Genomic DNA, 15,108 nt, shown 5'->3' on the forward strand with positions numbered 1-15,108 from the left:
GCGAAGCCCGCGATTATGCCATGGGTTGAGCGGGCTCCAGCACTCGCCACTTGCAGGCGCCACCGGCGGCCTTGTCGAGGTCGGCAAGCAATTTCTCATGCGCCGCGGCCTCGGCTTCGCTGGCGTGCAGCACCGGCAGCACGAAGCGGCACAGGTCCACGGCCTCGATGGCGGCGTGGCTGTCGCCGCTGGCGTTGTCGCCATGCTCGTCCATCAACAGCGCGTCCTGGCCACGCGTCAGGCGGATGTAGACGTCGGCCAGCAGTTCGGCGTCCAGCAGCGCGCCGTGCAGCACGCGCTTGGTGTTGTCGACCTCGAGACGGCGGCACAACGCGTCCAGCGAATTGGCCTTGCCGGGAAAGAGGTCGCGCGCCATCAGCAGCGTGTCGCGCACGCCGCCCACATGGTCGGTCAGCACGCCGCGCTTCAGGCGCTTGAGCTCGGCATTGATGAAGCCGATGTCAAACGGCGCGTTGTGAATGACCAGCTCGGCGCCGGCCAGGAAGGCCAGCAGTTGGTCGACGATCTCGGCGAACTTGGGCTTGTCCGACAGGAAGGCCTCGGTCAGCCCGTGCACCCGCAGCGCGTCCTCGTGGCTGGCGCGCTCCGGGTTGATGTAGAGGTGCAGGTGGTTGCCGGTGAGCTGGCGGTTGACCATTTCGACGCAGCCGACCTCGATGACGCGGTCGCCCTTGTCGGCCTCCAGGCCGGTGGTTTCGGTGTCGAAGAAGATCTGTCTCATGTCAACCTTGGACCGGCCTTTGATTGCGCTTGGTGGCCCAGGCAAAGATGGCGGCACCAACGATGACCATTGGCAGACTCAGCCACTGCCCCTGGCTCCAGTTCAGCGCGCGCAGGCCGAGGAAATCATCAGGCTCGCGAAAGTATTCGGCCACGAAACGCAGTACGCCATAGCCCATCATGAAGACGCCCGAGATCTGGCCGGTCGCGCGCGGCTTGCGGGCATAGAACCACAGGATGATGAAGAGCACGAGGCCTTCGCCGGCCGCCTGGTAGAGCTGGGAGGGATGACGGGCAATGCCGCCGTCATTGGCCTGCGGGAAGACCATGGCCCAGGGCAGATCGGCCGGCGCGGCACGCCCCCACAGCTCGCCATTGATGAAATTGCCCAGGCGCACCGAGACGATGCCCGTGGGCACGCAGGGCGCGATCAGGTCGGACACCTCGAAGAAGCTGCGGCCGCGGCGACGCCCGAACAACCACAGGCCGAACAACACCCCCAGCAGGCCGCCGTGGAAGGACATGCCGCCATCCCAGACCCGGATGATCTCGGTCAGGTGGTTGATGTAGTAGCCGGGCTTGTAGAAGAAGCAGTAGCCCAGCCGCCCGCCCAGCACGACGCCCAGCACGCCGTAGAACAGCACGTCGTCCACGTCCCGCTTGGTCCAGCCCACGGCTGCGTGCTGGGGCATGCGCGAGCGCAGCGTAGCCAGCCACAGGAAGAGGCCAAAGGCGATCAGGTAGGTGATGCCATACCAATGGATGCCGCCGGAACCGATGTGGACGGCGATGGGGTCGAACTGAGGATGAAYCAGCATGGCCCGATGGGAAGAAGAGCGGCCGGCATCATAGCCAGCGCACCGCCCTGCCCTGTCAAGCCAGGCCGGCCAGCAGTTTCTTCGCCTCGTCGACGTTGCGCGGATTGGCGCGCTTGTTCTGCACGAAGCGCTCGAGCGCCGCCCTGGCACCAGCCTTGTCGCCCTTGGCGATCAGGGCCTGGCCCAGGCGATGGTCGATGGGCATGCGCTCCGCACCTTCCAGGGCCCGCGCGCGCTCGAAGGCCTTGACGGCTTCATCGAGCTGGCCCTGCTCCGTCAGCACACGGCCCAGGCCATAGGGACCGGCGGCGTGGCCGGGATAGTCGCGCTGCAACGCCTCGAACACGCCGCGGGCCTTGGGCAGGTTCTTCTGTTCCATGAACTCGAAACCCAGGCGCGTCCACTGACCGCGCAGCTCGCGTGCCACCGTGCGGTCGTCGCCTGGCTTGGCGCTGGCCAGCTCGCGCTCGGCGCCGGCCCAGTCCTTGTCGTTCATGGCGAGCATGGCGCGCAACACCTTGGCCTGCTCAGGCTGGCGCGACTGCACCTCCGCGGCCAGCTCCTTGGCCTTGGGCACGCTGCCGCCGGCAAAGCCCGGTGCCATCAGATAGAACTGTGTCAGGCCGCTGCGCGCCTCGAAGAGCTGCGGGTCCAGCTCGACCGCCTTGGCGAACTGCTCCTTGGTCTTGGTCGCCAGGCCGGGCATCTTGAATACGCTGGCGGTCATGGCCTGCTGGCCGTAGACGCGGCCCAGCGCATAGCTGCAGACAGCCTGGGGGCGCTTGTCGGTGCAGGCCTGCAGCGCCGGCAGGCTGGCTTCCAGGCGCGCGGCGTCGTTGTCGTCGACGGCGGCCAGGGCGAGGGCCACGGCAGCCTGGTCGTCGTCGCCCTTGGCCTTGGCGGCGCGCGCGAGGTCGGCAGTCTTGCCGGCATCGAGCCACGCCTGCCATTGCGGGTCCTTGAGCAGATCGGCCTGGGCGGCGCCGGCGATCATGGCCAGCGCGAGGGGAAGCAAACGAAGGTTCATGCGAAGGGGCTCCTGAAGGGCGAGCATTGAACGCCTCGGGTTGACCCTTGGATGCTCGGGTTTGCCCGGCGTGACTTCAGGCATGGTGGGTGACGTGCTCGACGAAGCGCGCGACGACGGGCGGCGCGTCGGCGCGCCAGATCAGGCTGGTCTCGACCTGCGGTGCACCGGGCAAGGCCCGGTAGGTCACGCCGGCCCGTTGCAGGCCCTGCAGGCTGGCCGGCACCCAGGCCACGCCGATGGCGGCGGACACGAGGTTGACGATGGTCTGCATCTGGATGGCCTCCTGGGCCACGCCAGCCGCACCGTGGTGGGCCAGGATGGCGTCGTAGAGCGACGGCGCCACCTCGCGCGGAAAGATCACCAGCGGCGCCGCGCGGCATTGGAGGTCTGTGGGTGTTTCATCGCTGCTGGGCAGGGCCAGCACCAGCGGCTCGACGCCGATGGACAGGCGCTGGAAGCCAGCCGGCGCGGCGCCCGGCGTGTGGATGACGAAGCCGGCGTCGATGCTGCCGGCCTCGAACTCGCGCAGCTGCACGTCCAGCGTCGCTTCGCGCAGCGCCAGGGCCACCTGCGGGCAGGCCTCGCGAAACGAGCGCAGCCATTGCGGCAGGCCGCCAAAGCCGACCGTCGACACAAAGGCCAGCCGCAACCGGCCGGCCAGGCCGTCGGCAACCGCCCTCACCTCGGCCGGCAGCGCTGCGGCCTCAAGCAGCAGCTTGCGCGCCGACGCCTGCAGCGCCGCTCCCGCCGGCGTCAGTCGCACGCTGCGGCTGCTGCGCTCGAAGAGCTGCACGCCGAGCTGGACCTCCAGCTTGCGCACGGCCTGGGTCAGCGGCGGCTGGCTCATGTGCAGGCGCTCCGCAGCGCGGCCGAAGTGCAGCAGTTCGGCCACGGCGAGGAATTGCTGGAGGGGGCGCAGCTCGATCATTGATTCACCACGCATATCAATTCAGAGTGAACAATATATTTGAAAAGCAAACCGAGGCGCGCCACACTGCCGGCTTCACGAGGAAATCGCCATGAGCTTCAACCGCCGCAGCAAGAACATCACCGAGGGCGTGGCCCGTGCCCCCAACCGTTCCATGTACTACGGCATGGGCTACCAGGAGAGCGACTTCGGCAAGCCGATGATCGGCATCGCCAACGGCCACTCGACCATCACGCCCTGCAACTCCGGCCTGCAAAAGCTCGCCGACGCCGCCGTCATCGGCCTCAAGGCCGCCGGCGCCAACGCCCAGCTGTTCGGCACGCCGACCATCTCCGACGGCATGGCCATGGGCACCGAGGGCATGAAGTACAGCCTGGTGTCGCGCGAGGTCATCTCCGACTGCGTGGAGACCTGCGTGGGCGGCCAGTGGCTGGACGGCGTGATGGTCATCGGCGGCTGCGACAAGAACATGCCCGGCGGCATGATGGGCATGCTGCGCGCCAATGTGCCGGCCATCTACATCTACGGCGGCACCATCAAGCCCGGCCACTACAAGGGCCAGGACCTCAACATCGTCAGCGTCTTCGAGGCCGTGGGCCAGTTCAGCGCCGGCAAGATGAGCGAGGAAGATTTCTGCCAGATCGAGAAGCGCGCCATCCCCGGCAGCGGCTCCTGCGGCGGCATGTACACGGCCAACACCATGAGCTCGGCCTTCGAGGCCCTGGGCATGAGCCTGCCCTACTCCTCCAGCATGTCCAACGTCGAGGACGAGGTGGTCGAGAACGTCAAGCTGGCGGCCGACTGCCTGGTGGAGGCCGTCAAGGCCGACCTGAAGCCGCGCGACATCGTCACCAAAAAGGCCATCGAGAACGCCGTCGCCGTCATCATGGCCACGGGCGGTTCAACCAACGCGGTGCTGCACTTCCTGGCCATCGCCCACGCGGCCGAGGTGGACTGGACCATCGACGACTTCGAGCGCATGCGCAAGAAGATCCCGGTGCTGTGCAACCTCAAGCCCAGCGGCAAATACCTGGCCGTGGACCTGCACAAGGCCGGCGGCGTGCCAGCGGTCATGAAGGAATTGCTGGCCGCCGGCCTGCTGCATGGCGACTGCATCACCATCACCGGCAAGACCGTGGCCGAGAACCTGGCCGATGTGCCGGTGCTGAGCGCCGAGCAGGATGTCATCCAGCCCGTCGCCAAGCCCATCTACGCCGAAGGCCACCTGGCCATCCTGCGAGGCAATCTCTCGCCCGAAGGCTGCGTGGCCAAGATCACCGGCCTCAAGACGCCCGTGATGACGGGCCCGGCGCGGGTCTTCGATGACGAACAGAGCGCGCTGGCCGCCATCATGGCCAACAAGATCGTGGCCGGCGACGTCATGGTGCTGCGCTACCTCGGCCCCAAGGGCGGCCCCGGCATGCCGGAGATGCTGGCCCCCACCGGCGCGCTGATCGGCCAGGGCCTSGGCGARAGCGTGGGCCTCATCACCGACGGCCGCTTCTCGGGGGGCACCTGGGGCATGGTGGTCGGCCACGTGGCGCCGGAGGCCTATGAAGGCGGCGTCATCGCGCTGGTGCAGGAGGGCGACTCCATCACCATCGACGCCCATCAACTGGTGCTGAACCTCAATGTCGGCGACGACGAGCTGGCCAAGCGCCGCGCGGCGTGGGTGCAGCCGAAGCCGCGCTACACGCGGGGCGTGTTGGCCAAATTTGCGAAGAACGCTTCGAGCGCGAGTTCGGGTGCGGTTTTGGACAAGTTTGAGTGAGGGGTTCCGGGCCGAGCGCCGGGCCGCTCCCTAGCCGGCCCGCCATGGCGATGTGCTTGCCGGTCAATCCGGCAAGCATCGCCGTCCCCCCGGGGGGCTGAGGCCGGACACGGCAAGTCCTGTGGACTTGTCGTGCCTGCCGAAGAGCAGCCGCTCCGTCGGCTGCGCGGTCTGCAAGACCGACCAGGCTCGCCCGCGTTCAGCGGCGCGAGGCTGGGGCGAGGGGCACGTCAGCGCTTCTTCTTCGCCCCGGGCTTGCCCTGCCCCAGCCCTTCCATCAGTTCCTCGCGCCGGGCCGCCTTCTTGGCGTCCAGCGCGTTCATCGCCTTCTTCTGCGTCAGACCGCTGGAATCTGCCCAGGCCCACCAGACAGCAGCGAGCACAAAAGGCGACAGCACGATGATCCAGGCCCAGAAGTCGTCCTTGTGGAACTGCACCCAGCCGCCGAGCCGCAGCACGATCAAGAGCACGCCGATCAACACGAAACCCATGCGGGCTCTCCTTCAGGTATCTTTGCAACCACTGTAGTCCAACGCCCCGAAAGGTTCGCATGAAGAATGCTTTGATCCTCAGCCTCGCCCTCGTCGTCGCTCCCGCCGCCTTCGCCACCCAGGAGCTGGCGCAGAAAAAGAACTGCATGGCCTGCCATGCGCTGGACAAGAAGCTCGTCGGCCCGGCCTACAAGGACGTGGCGGCCAAGTACGCCAAGGACAAGGACGCCTACAAGAAGCTGGCCGAGAAGATCCAGAAGGGCGGTTCCGGCGTCTGGGGCCCCGTGCCCATGCCAGCCAACACCCAGGTCAGCCCGGCCGAGGCCGAGACGCTGGCCAAGTGGGTGTTGACGGTCAAGTAAGGCCGTCACCCCTTCTGTAAACAGGCCCTGCGGGGCCTGCTCTGCTTTTGGGGACGGTGGTGCAACGCGTCACTGGCGCGTCACGGCGGCTGCCAAGAATCCGCGCCGCGCAGGCTGTTCTGCGCGCAGCCACGGCATCGCCCATGAACTCCATTTGCCCACTGAAGCCCGCCGCGCTCGCGACGGCCGTCCTTGCCCTGTTCGCCGCCAGCACTGCCCAGGCCGCCTCGGCCACGCTGGAAGGCTGGGCCCTGATGCCGGCCAACACCTTCGCCGAAGGTCCGACCACCGGCCAGTTCGCCAGCGGCGCCGGAGGTAACTCGCTGCCGCTGCTGAACAAGCAATCCGTGCAAGGTTTCTCCGCCGTACTGGCCGGCCCTGCCGCTGGCACCTACCTCTTCATGCCCGACAACGGCTTCGGCGCCAAGGAAAACTCGGCCGACGCACTGCTGCGCATGTACGCCGTCACACCCAACTTCAAGACGGCCACGGGCGGCACCGGTACGGTTTCGGCCGCCAACTTCAACAGCGGCGCCAGYATGGGCGGCTTCACGGCAGGCAGCTACATCACGCTGTCCGATCCAAACCAGTTGCTGTCGCTGAAGATCCAGGCCGACTACACGCGCTACTACAACACGGCAGCCAACCCGCTGGTCGACCCCAGCATCCGCAGCGGCCGCCAGCTGACCGGCGCCGACCTGGACATCGAATCGGTGCGCAAGGACAGGAACGGCAACCTGTGGTTCGGCGACGAGTTCGGGCCCTATCTGGTCAAGACCAATGCCAAGGGCGAAGTGCTGCGCCGCGAGATCGGCATGCTGGGCGTGGCGTCGCCGCAGAACGAGGCGGTCGTCAACGGCACCATTGGCGCGACGCTGGGCCGCTCCAACGGCTTCGAAGGCATGGCCATCAACCCGAACGGCGACCGCCTCTACACACTACTGGAAGGCACGGTCACGGGCGACCCGGCGAAGACGCTGCGCATCAACGCCTTCGATGTGGGCACCGAGAGCTACACCGGCCAGCAATGGAACTACAAGCTCGACGGCGCCGGCACCAACATCGGTGACATGACGGCCATCAACGACCACGAGTTCCTCATCATCGAGCGCAACGGCGCTACGGCCACCAGCGGGGGCACGCCGTTCAAGAAGATCTTCAAGGTCGACCTGAACCAGTTGGACGGCAGCGGCAACCTCGTCAAGAGCGAGGTCATCGACCTGATGAACATCGCCGACCCGCATGATCTGAACGGCGACGGCAGCAGCGCCTTCACCTTTCCGTTCACGACCATCGAGAGTGTGCTCATCCTGGACGCCCACACCCTGCTGGTCGCCAATGACAACAACTACCCCGGCACGGGCGGCCGCAACCTGGGTTCGGACAACACCGAGTTCCTGAAGATCCACCTCGACCAGGCGCTCAATGTGTCGGCCGTGCCGGAACCGGGCAGCGTAGCCCTGTCGTTGGGTGGCCTGGGTCTGCTGGCTCTGAAGCTGCGGCGTCGCCGCTGAGCCGGGCAAAGGCCCTCGCGGCCACAGCCCGCCGATGCGAAACTTGCGCGATGCAAGTCGCATTGGCACATGGCTGAGGTCACTGAACTGCTGCGCGGTGTGGCGGCGGGCGAGCCCGGCGCCGCCGACCAGCTCTACAGCCTGCTCTACCCTGAGCTGAGCCGGCTTGCCCGGCGCCATTTGCACGCAGTGGGCCCCGTCACCCTGGACCCGCCCGCGCTCATCCACGAGCTGTGGCTGCGCACACGCGGCATGGTGGTGCCGGCCTATCGCGCGCAGTTTTTCGCCCTAGCCAGCCGCGTCATGCGAAGCGTGGTGGTGGATCAGTTGCGCCGCCGCCATGCCGACAAGCGTGGTGGCGGGGTGGCCGAGGTGACGCTGAACACGTCGGCCCTGCTGGAGTTCGCCGCGACACCCGAGGGCGAGCCGGTGACCTCGCCATCGTCGCAGGCTGCGCAAGGCATGGACCCGATTCGCCTCGACGAGGCCTTGAACGCACTCGCGGCCATCGACGAGCGCGCCCACCGGGTGGTCGAGATGCGCTTCTACGGCGGCATGACCCAGGACGAGATTGCCGATTTGCTGGGCGTCTCAGTCCCGACCGTCAAGCGCGACTGGCGCCGGGCGCGCGCCTTCCTGTTCGAGCAACTCAGGGGATGAACACCGAACGCGCCAGCATCGGACCCTGGCGCGACGCCATGGCCTTGTTCGACGCCTGGCTCGACGCCGATGCCAGCGAACGGGCCGAGCTGTTGGCGCAGGCCCAGGCCGACACGGTGCAGCACCAAAAACTGCTCGCGCTGATTGCTGCCGACGCGTCTGCCGAGATGCAGCAGTTCATGCCCGAGGTCAAGCCGCCGGCGGTGCAGGCCCATGCCGGGCAGCGCCTCGGTCCCTGGAAGCTGCTGGGGCCGATTGGCAGCGGCGGCATGGGCGAGGTCTGGCTGGCCGAACGCAGTGACGGGCTCTACGACGCCCATGCAGCGATCAAGCTGTTGCATGCCCGCGCCACCACGCCCGCGCAACGCGCCCGCTTCGCCCGGGAGGGCGAGCTGCTCGCGAGGCTTGGGCATCCGCACATCGCGCGCCTGTTGGATGCCGGTGTGCAGCCGGACGGCGCACGCTATCTGGTGCTGGAATACGTGGCCGGCGCTCAGATTGATGACTGGTGTGACGTCCGTCGCGTCGGTCTGGCACAGCGGCTCGCGCTCTTCCTGCAGGTCTGCGAGGCCGTGGCGTACGCGCATGCCCACCTGGTGGTGCACCGCGACCTCAAGCCCGCCAACCTGCTGGTGAGCGAGGACGGCCAGGTCAAGCTGCTCGACTTCGGCGTCGCCAAGCTGCTGGCCGACGACACGAGTTCCGACAGCGACCTCACCCGGGCCGCCGCCGCGGGCCTGACACCCGCCTACGCCGCACCCGAGCAACTCACCGGCGGCGCCATCAGCACGGCCACCGACGTCTATGCCCTGGGTGTGCTGCTGTTCCAGTTGCTCAGCGGCCAGCGCCCCTATGCCGGCACCGACAGCACGCCGGCGCAGTGGGTACGCGACATCGTCGAGGCCGAGCCCCTGTCGCTTTCCCGGGCTCAGCCCAGCGTGCAGGCCGCTGCGGCGCGGGGCACTTCAGCAGCCCAGCTGGCCCGGGCCCTGCGCAGCGATCTGGCCTTCATCACGGCGCGCGCCCTGCGCAAGCAACCCGGCGCGCGCTACCCCTCGGTGCAGGCCCTGGCCGAGGATGTGCAACGCTACCTGCGCCACGAACCGGTCAGCGCCCGGGCCGGGGATTGGCGCTACCGGGCCGCACGCTTCGTGCGCCGCAACCGACTCGCCGTGGCCGGCAGCGTGCTGCTGGCGTCGGCGCTGGCGGCCGGCGTCGGCGCCACACTCTGGCAGGCCGACAGGGCCCGGCGTCAGGCCGTGCTGGCGCAAACCGAGGCCGCCAAGGCCACGGCCATCAAGGACTTCCTCCTCAAGTCCTTCAACACGGCGCAGATCGGCCAGCGAACCCAGGCCAACGGTGCCGCGACCACCATGCTGCAGCTGATCGAAAGCGGTGGCGCCGAACTGCTCAAGGACGACCTCAAGATCGACCCGGAGGCACGCCTGGAACTGCTGACCGCGCTCGGGGAACTGCAGCGCATCAACGGCCTGCATGCGCAGGCCGAGCCCCTGCAGCTCAAAGCGCTCGAACTGGCCAAGCAGCATTTCGGCGCGACCAGTGAGAAGTACGTCTACGCTCTGGTCGAGCGCGCCACCAACCTGCCCAAGCTGGGGCGGCGCGCTGAATCCAACCAGCTCTACGACGACGCCATTGCCCTGATGGAGAGGATCGGCCAGCAACACACCGAGAGCTACCCCTTTGCGCTGTGGATGCGCGGCGTGAACGCCTATCGCACCGACCAGTACGAACTTGCATTGAGCCTGTTTGAGCGCGCCGAACTCGCCTGCCGTCAACACCGGCCCCACGACGCCACCCACGCCTTCGCCCTGCAGTGGCAGGCCAACGTGCACTCGATGCGCGACCAGTTCGATGCGGCGCAGGCCGCCCTGACGAAGGCGCTTGTGCTCACGCCCAGTGCCGAGCACCCGGAGCAGGCCGAGGCGCTGCTGCAGCTCTACCTGGGCGACCTGCAAACCCGCCGGGGCGAGATGGAACAAGCGCTGGCTGCCTACGACCGGGCGCTCTCCCTCATGCAGCGCACCGACAGCGGCCGCAACCCGGACCGCGTAGTCGTGCTCGTCAATGCCGCGCGGGCGCGCCATGAGCTGGGCCAGCCCGAAGCGGCCAGGGCGGAGCTGCGCGAGGCGCTGGCGCTGGCGCAGCACCACCCGACGGGTGAGCCCGGCCGAACCCTGAGCGATCGCGTCCTGTCGGCCCAGGTGGCACTCGACCTGGCCGATGGCAACGCGGCTGCCGCCCTGGTCGCCGCACGCCAATTGGCCGCACGCTGGCCGGCCGACGCCACGGGTTCGAGCTACGCCGCCAACCGGATGCTCCTGGCCGAGGCCGAGCGGCAAGCCGGGCAGCCCGCGCTGGCGCGCCAGGCGGCCGAGCGCGCCGCAGCGATCTACGAGGCTGCGGGCAGCGACACCCTGCTGGCGAGGCAGGCCCGGTTGGTGCTGGCCGAAGTCCTGGCACGGCAAGGCGATGCCGCAGCATCGGAACAGTTCCGCAGGGTGCTTGAAACCGCCCGTGCAGACTCCGCGACACCGCCGCGCTCCAGGCAGTTGCAGAAGGCCCGCGCCCTGGCCGGCCTGGCCCGCCTGAGCCTGTCGACCCGCCCGCAGGAAGCCGCACGCCTGGCTCGCGAGGGCAGCGCTCTGCTGCCCGCTCCAGTCACCCTGCGAGAACGCCAGGTCCTGTCACAGTTGCAGGAGACCGAAGCCAAGGGCGTCAAGCAGGGGTCCGCAGTGCCCGGGGCCTGACCGCACGGTTTGCGGCGCTATCGGCAGTCCCTGCGCAGACGGCGCAAGCAGAGCAACCCGAGTCCAGCCGCGAGAAGCAGGGCGCTCCCCGGCTCGGGCACGGGCAGCGCCGTTGTCCAGTCCAGCCCGCTGGCCGCGCTGAGCGTGTAGCCATCGGTGACCAAACTGCCGCCCACCAGCAGGCCGGTCACGCCCTGCACCAGCACGCTGCTGGAGAAATCAAGCTGGCTGTTCGAGTTGCCCGACACCGCGCTGAAGCTGCGCTGCCCCGACTCGGCGCGGGCGTAGATGCCCAGGTCGAAGGCCGTGCCCACCACCACCGGCACGCTGAAGGTCCAGTGCCCGTCGACCACGCGCGAGGTGGCGGGCGAACTGGCCACACCCCAGGCCACGCGCTGGCGGTCGGTGGCGAAGAGATCGGAGTTGCCCCGGCTGTAGCCCGGGTTGGACGAGGACAACTCAAAGGTGTTCATGTAACCGGTCACCTGGATCTGGCTGCGCCCGGCAAAGCCCGCGGCGGCCAGGGTGCCGTCGATGGACATGTCGACCAGCATGTAGACCGTCTGCCCCGTATGCCCGGCCCATTGCAGGGTCAGCTTGTCCTCGAAGCCGCCGTTGGACCCCGCCACGGCAAAGAAGGCGTTGTTGGGCGAGTTGTTGTCTGAACGCATGTGGATGTGGCCGATGCCCACCGCACCCCAGGTCGAGTTGCTGATGTTGCCGCTGCTGTAGCTGTCGCTCGTGGTGGCGCTGCTGTTGCCGGTGAAGTAGGCCACCGTGCAGTGGCCAGACGCGAAGCCGCCGGTGAAGTCGGTACCTGCCGTTCTCGGCGCGCCGGGACTCGACGGCGCAGCGCAGGAACTCATGAAGCCACCGGGGCCGGTGACGTCTTGGTGCCTCGGGGCGGCTTGCACACTGCTGGCCAGGCCGGCCAGTGCCAAGCACAGGAAATAGCGGGATGAAGGCATGGCTTGAAGCTCCGGGTCGGGGTTGATGGGCGTCTGCACACGTTCAACCGCACTAAGCCCGCAGAAGGGATCACCACCCCCTAGAACTTGGGGCCTGAGGCGAGTCCTTAGTGAGGCGTCGGGCAAGACGCAGGTCATGCCCTCGGCACACCTCGGTCAGCCTGACCCAAGTGCTCAAGGATTGCGGGATTTTGGTGCTCGCTCACATCGCAAGCGATATGAGCAAGCCCCAAACCCAGCCCATCGGCTGCGCCGACCGCGCTTCGCGCTGCCTAGAGCAACCGGTCCAGTCTAGTAAGCCTGGCCCAGTTGCTCCAGGATGGCTGGGTTTTCCAATGTCGACGTGTCCTGCGTCACCGTCTCCCCCTTGGCCACCGACCGCAACAGCCGCCGCATGATCTTGCCCGAGCGCGTCTTGGGCAGGTTGTCACCAAAGCGGATGTCCTTGGGCTTGGCGATGGGGCCGATCTCCTTGGCCACGTGGTCGCGCAGCTGCTTGGCAATCGCCTTGGCCTCGTCGCCGCTCGGGCGCGGGCGCTTCAGCACGACGAAGGCGCAGATGGCCTCGCCGGTCGTGTCGTCCGGGCGGCCCACCACCGCCGCCTCGGCCACCAGTTCGGTGCAGCTGACAAGCGCCGACTCGATCTCCATCGTGCCCATGCGGTGGCCGGACACGTTCAGCACGTCGTCGATGCGGCCGGTGATGGTGAAGTAGCCCGTTTCGGCGTCGCGGATGGCGCCGTCACCGGCCAGGTAGTAGCCCTTGAGCTCGGCCGGGTAGTAGCTCTTCTTGAAGCGCTCCGGGTCACCCCAGATCGTGCGGATCATGCTCGGCCAGGGCTTCTTGACGACCAGGATGCCACCCTGGCCATTGGGCACGTCGTTGCCGGTCTCGTCGACGATGGCCGCCGTGATGCCCGGGAAGGGCAGCGTGCAGGAGCCCGGCACCAGCGTCGTCACGCCGGGCAGCGGCGTGATCATGTGGCCGCCGGTCTCGGTCTGCCAGAAGGTGTCGACGATGGGGCAGCGCTTGCCGCCCACATGCTCGTAGTACCACTCCCAAGCCGCCGGGTTGATGGGCTCACCCACCGAGCCCAGCAGGCGCAGGCTGCTCAGGTCGGAACGCGCGGGATGCACGGCGGGGTTGCTCTCGGCGGCCTTGATCAGCGAGCGGATGGCCGTGGGCGCCGTGTAGAAGATCGTGACCTTGTGYTTCTCGATCATCTGCCAGAAGCGGCCGGCGTCCGGGTAGGTGGGCACGCCCTCGAAGACGATCTCGGTGCCACCCAGGGCCAGCGGGCCGTAGGTGATGTAGGTGTGGCCCGTGACCCAGCCGATGTCGGCCGTGCACCAGAAGATGTCGTCGTCCTTCAGGTCGAAGGTCCACTTGGTGGTGAGTGCCGCATGCAGCAGRTAGCCGCCSGTRCTGTGCTGCACGCCCTTGGGCTTGCCGGTGGAGCCCGACGTGTACAGCAGGAAGAGCGGATGCTCGGCCTCGACCCACTCCGGCGCGCAGCTCGTCGACTCGGCCGACATCAGGTCGTGCAGCCACACATCGCGGCCGTCGACCCAGGCGATCTTGCCGCCGGTGCGCTTGTAGACGATGACGTCCTTCAGCGTCGGGCAGGCGCCGCCGTCCAGCGCCTCGTCGACGATGGCCTTGAGCGGCAGCGCCTTGCCGCCGCGGGCCTGCTCGTCGGCGCAGATGATGGCCACGGCGCCGGCGTCCTGCACGCGGTCGCGCAGGGACTGGGCCGAGAAGCCGCCAAACACGACCGAGTGCGTCGCGCCGATGCGCGCACAGGCCTGCATGGCCACCACGCCCTCGACGGACATCGGCATGTAGATGACGACGCGGTCGCCCTTCTGGATGCCGCGCCCCTTGAGCGCGTTGGCGAGCTGGCTGACCTTGGCCAGCAGCTCGGCGTAGTTGACGCGGGTGACCGTGCCGTCATCGGCCTCGAATATCAACGCCGTCTTCTCCCCCTTGCCGGCCTCGACATGGCGGTCCAGACAGTTGTAGGAGACATTGAGCTTGCCGTCCTCGAACCACTTGAAGAACGGCGCGTCGCTGTCGTTGAGCGTCTTGGTGAACGGCGTCTGCCAGCTCAGCAGCTCGCGGGCCTGGCGAGCCCAGAAGCCGGCGTAATCGGCCTCGGCTTCGGCCACAAGAGCGGCATAGCCCGCTTCGCCCTTCACATGGGCGTTGGCGACCCATTCCGGGCTGGGGGCGTAGGTGTTGAGCGTACTCATCGTGTGTCTCCTCGTTCTGGCTGCTTGGCGCGCACTGTGCGAGGAGTCACTGACGATGCCCTTACTCTCGGCTCTGCGCCCCGCGGCGCAAGCTTAGCGCGGCTCGGCGCGGGGCCGGCGTTTCAGCCCCATCAGCAGGCCCAGGCCGGCCAGCAGCAGGCCCGCGCTCGCCGGCTCGGGTACCGGGGCGTTGATGAATTGCAGGTTGTCGATCAGCAGCGCGTGATCCGTGGTGTTGGTGTGAATCCTCAACTCGTCAAAGACGATGTCGCGAAAGCCATAGATATTGGTCGAGCCCGTCAGCGATGAGGGCGCGGCGGCAGATTCGACCCAGCCACCATGGAAGTAGGCGTCAAAAGTCGAGACGCCGTTGTCCGCCGTCACCATCGCGAAGGCTGCGGCTGAAACGGGCTTGACGAAATGGATCGCGAAGTCGGTCGAGGCACCCACATTCGACCGGAAGTTGCTCACACGGTTGCCGCTGAAATGCACAAACGCCGGATTCATGTCGGCGTTGGCGAAAGCGGAATCGAACTTCAGGCCGAGGTTGACGAACTGATCGGACACGACCTCGCTCGCCCTCAGCGCAACCCATTCGAAGTCGACGGTGAGGTCTGGCGTGGTCAGCCCGGTGTCTGCATTGAAGAATTCGGCCCGGGCGGGGCCGCTCAGCAGCGCCAGCGCGGCGAGCAGGGCAGGCGGCACAAGTCGCAATTTCATTTGGATCATCAGGGACTCCCAGGAGGTTGAAGGGGACGGAGCGGCAGCGCCGTCCCTCTTCAGGACGGATCACCGCGGCAGATC

Annotated in this window: 13 protein-coding genes; 5 read left to right on the forward strand and 8 right to left on the reverse strand. The window is 67.6% G+C overall.

Annotated features, from left to right (window positions below):
* Nucleotides 1–13: 13 nt before the first annotated feature.
* From dnaQ to ACXJKM_RS14355, 4 genes are all read right to left on the reverse strand, one after another.
* On the reverse strand, nucleotides 14–742 hold the full coding sequence (dnaQ, locus tag ACXJKM_RS14340; protein WP_457353146.1) for a DNA polymerase III subunit epsilon: 729 nt from the start codon (nucleotides 740–742) through the stop codon (nucleotides 14–16).
* Between the two features lies 1 nt (nucleotide 743).
* A complete protein-coding gene (gene lgt, locus ACXJKM_RS14345; protein WP_457353148.1) occupies nucleotides 744–1,559 on the reverse strand; it encodes a prolipoprotein diacylglyceryl transferase in 816 nt (271 codons plus the stop codon).
* A gap of 55 nt (nucleotides 1,560–1,614) precedes the next feature.
* The gene (locus ACXJKM_RS14350) at nucleotides 1,615–2,586 is read right to left on the reverse strand and encodes a tetratricopeptide repeat protein (RefSeq protein WP_457353150.1); all 972 of its coding nucleotides are present in this window, start codon (nucleotides 2,584–2,586) and stop codon (nucleotides 1,615–1,617) included.
* Between the two features lie 76 nt (nucleotides 2,587–2,662).
* On the reverse strand, nucleotides 2,663–3,517 hold the full coding sequence (locus ACXJKM_RS14355; protein WP_457353152.1) for a LysR family transcriptional regulator: 855 nt from the start codon (nucleotides 3,515–3,517) through the stop codon (nucleotides 2,663–2,665).
* Between the two features lie 91 nt (nucleotides 3,518–3,608).
* On the opposite strand from ACXJKM_RS14355, the gene ilvD reads away from it, so the two are divergent.
* On the forward strand, nucleotides 3,609–5,288 hold the full coding sequence (gene ilvD, locus ACXJKM_RS14360; RefSeq protein WP_457353154.1) for a dihydroxy-acid dehydratase: 1,680 nt from the start codon (nucleotides 3,609–3,611) through the stop codon (nucleotides 5,286–5,288).
* 230 nt (nucleotides 5,289–5,518) lie between these two features.
* On the opposite strand, the gene ACXJKM_RS14365 is transcribed toward ilvD, so the two are convergent.
* Nucleotides 5,519–5,779, reverse strand: coding sequence for a TIGR04438 family Trp-rich protein (locus ACXJKM_RS14365; RefSeq protein WP_056201434.1), 261 nt, complete (start codon nucleotides 5,777–5,779; stop codon nucleotides 5,519–5,521).
* Nucleotides 5,780–5,838: 59 nt separating this feature from the next.
* Here ACXJKM_RS14365 and ACXJKM_RS14370 point away from each other — a divergent pair, with 59 nt between their 5' ends.
* The 4 genes from ACXJKM_RS14370 (at nucleotide 5,839) to ACXJKM_RS14385 (ending at nucleotide 11,083) form a co-directional block, all read left to right on the forward strand.
* The gene (locus ACXJKM_RS14370) at nucleotides 5,839–6,141 is read left to right on the forward strand and encodes a c-type cytochrome (protein ID WP_056201431.1); all 303 of its coding nucleotides are present in this window, start codon (nucleotides 5,839–5,841) and stop codon (nucleotides 6,139–6,141) included.
* Nucleotides 6,142–6,284: 143 nt separating this feature from the next.
* Nucleotides 6,285–7,655, forward strand: coding sequence for an esterase-like activity of phytase family protein (locus ACXJKM_RS14375; RefSeq protein WP_457353156.1), 1,371 nt, complete (start codon nucleotides 6,285–6,287; stop codon nucleotides 7,653–7,655).
* Nucleotides 7,656–7,724: 69 nt separating this feature from the next.
* The gene (locus ACXJKM_RS14380) at nucleotides 7,725–8,315 is read left to right on the forward strand and encodes an ECF-type sigma factor (protein ID WP_457326558.1); all 591 of its coding nucleotides are present in this window, start codon (nucleotides 7,725–7,727) and stop codon (nucleotides 8,313–8,315) included.
* On the forward strand, nucleotides 8,312–11,083 hold the full coding sequence (locus tag ACXJKM_RS14385; RefSeq protein WP_457353158.1) for a protein kinase domain-containing protein: 2,772 nt from the start codon (nucleotides 8,312–8,314) through the stop codon (nucleotides 11,081–11,083). Before ACXJKM_RS14380 ends, ACXJKM_RS14385 begins: the two co-directional genes overlap by 4 nt.
* Before the next feature lie 17 nt (nucleotides 11,084–11,100).
* Here ACXJKM_RS14385 and ACXJKM_RS14390 read toward each other — a convergent pair whose 3' ends face one another.
* The 3 genes from ACXJKM_RS14390 to ACXJKM_RS14400 form a co-directional block, all read right to left on the reverse strand.
* Nucleotides 11,101–12,051, reverse strand: a complete 951-nt coding sequence (locus ACXJKM_RS14390) for a PEP-CTERM sorting domain-containing protein (RefSeq protein ID WP_457353160.1) — start codon at nucleotides 12,049–12,051, stop codon at nucleotides 11,101–11,103.
* Between the two features lie 291 nt (nucleotides 12,052–12,342).
* Nucleotides 12,343–14,304, reverse strand: a complete 1,962-nt coding sequence (gene acs, locus ACXJKM_RS14395; protein WP_457353162.1) for an acetate--CoA ligase — start codon at nucleotides 14,302–14,304, stop codon at nucleotides 12,343–12,345.
* 93 nt (nucleotides 14,305–14,397) lie between these two features.
* Entirely contained in the window at nucleotides 14,398–15,024 is a 627-nt protein-coding gene (locus ACXJKM_RS14400; protein ID WP_457353164.1) for a PEP-CTERM sorting domain-containing protein, read from the reverse strand.
* Nucleotides 15,025–15,108: the final 84 nt, after the last annotated feature.

The organism is Roseateles sp. P5_D6, assembly GCF_054049415.1.

Bases quoted from the DNA above. Each gene is read 5' to 3' on its own strand.
- dnaQ (WP_457353146.1), bottom strand. From the start codon at position 742: ATGAGACAGATCTTCTTCGACACCGAAACCACCGGCCTGGAGGCCGAC.
- ACXJKM_RS14350 (WP_457353150.1), bottom strand. From the start codon at position 2,586: ATGAACCTTCGTTTGCTTCCCCTCGCGCTGGCCATGATCGCCGGCGCC.
- ACXJKM_RS14355 (WP_457353152.1), bottom strand. From the start codon at position 3,517: ATGATCGAGCTGCGCCCCCTCCAGCAATTCCTCGCCGTGGCCGAACTG.
- ACXJKM_RS14365 (WP_056201434.1), bottom strand. From the start codon at position 5,779: ATGGGTTTCGTGTTGATCGGCGTGCTCTTGATCGTGCTGCGGCTCGGC.
- ACXJKM_RS14370 (WP_056201431.1), top strand. From the start codon at position 5,839: ATGAAGAATGCTTTGATCCTCAGCCTCGCCCTCGTCGTCGCTCCCGCC.
- ACXJKM_RS14380 (WP_457326558.1), top strand. From the start codon at position 7,725: ATGGCTGAGGTCACTGAACTGCTGCGCGGTGTGGCGGCGGGCGAGCCC.
- ACXJKM_RS14385 (WP_457353158.1), top strand. From the start codon at position 8,312: ATGAACACCGAACGCGCCAGCATCGGACCCTGGCGCGACGCCATGGCC.
- ACXJKM_RS14390 (WP_457353160.1), bottom strand. From the start codon at position 12,051: ATGCCTTCATCCCGCTATTTCCTGTGCTTGGCACTGGCCGGCCTGGCC.
- ACXJKM_RS14400 (WP_457353164.1), bottom strand. From the start codon at position 15,024: ATGAAATTGCGACTTGTGCCGCCTGCCCTGCTCGCCGCGCTGGCGCTG.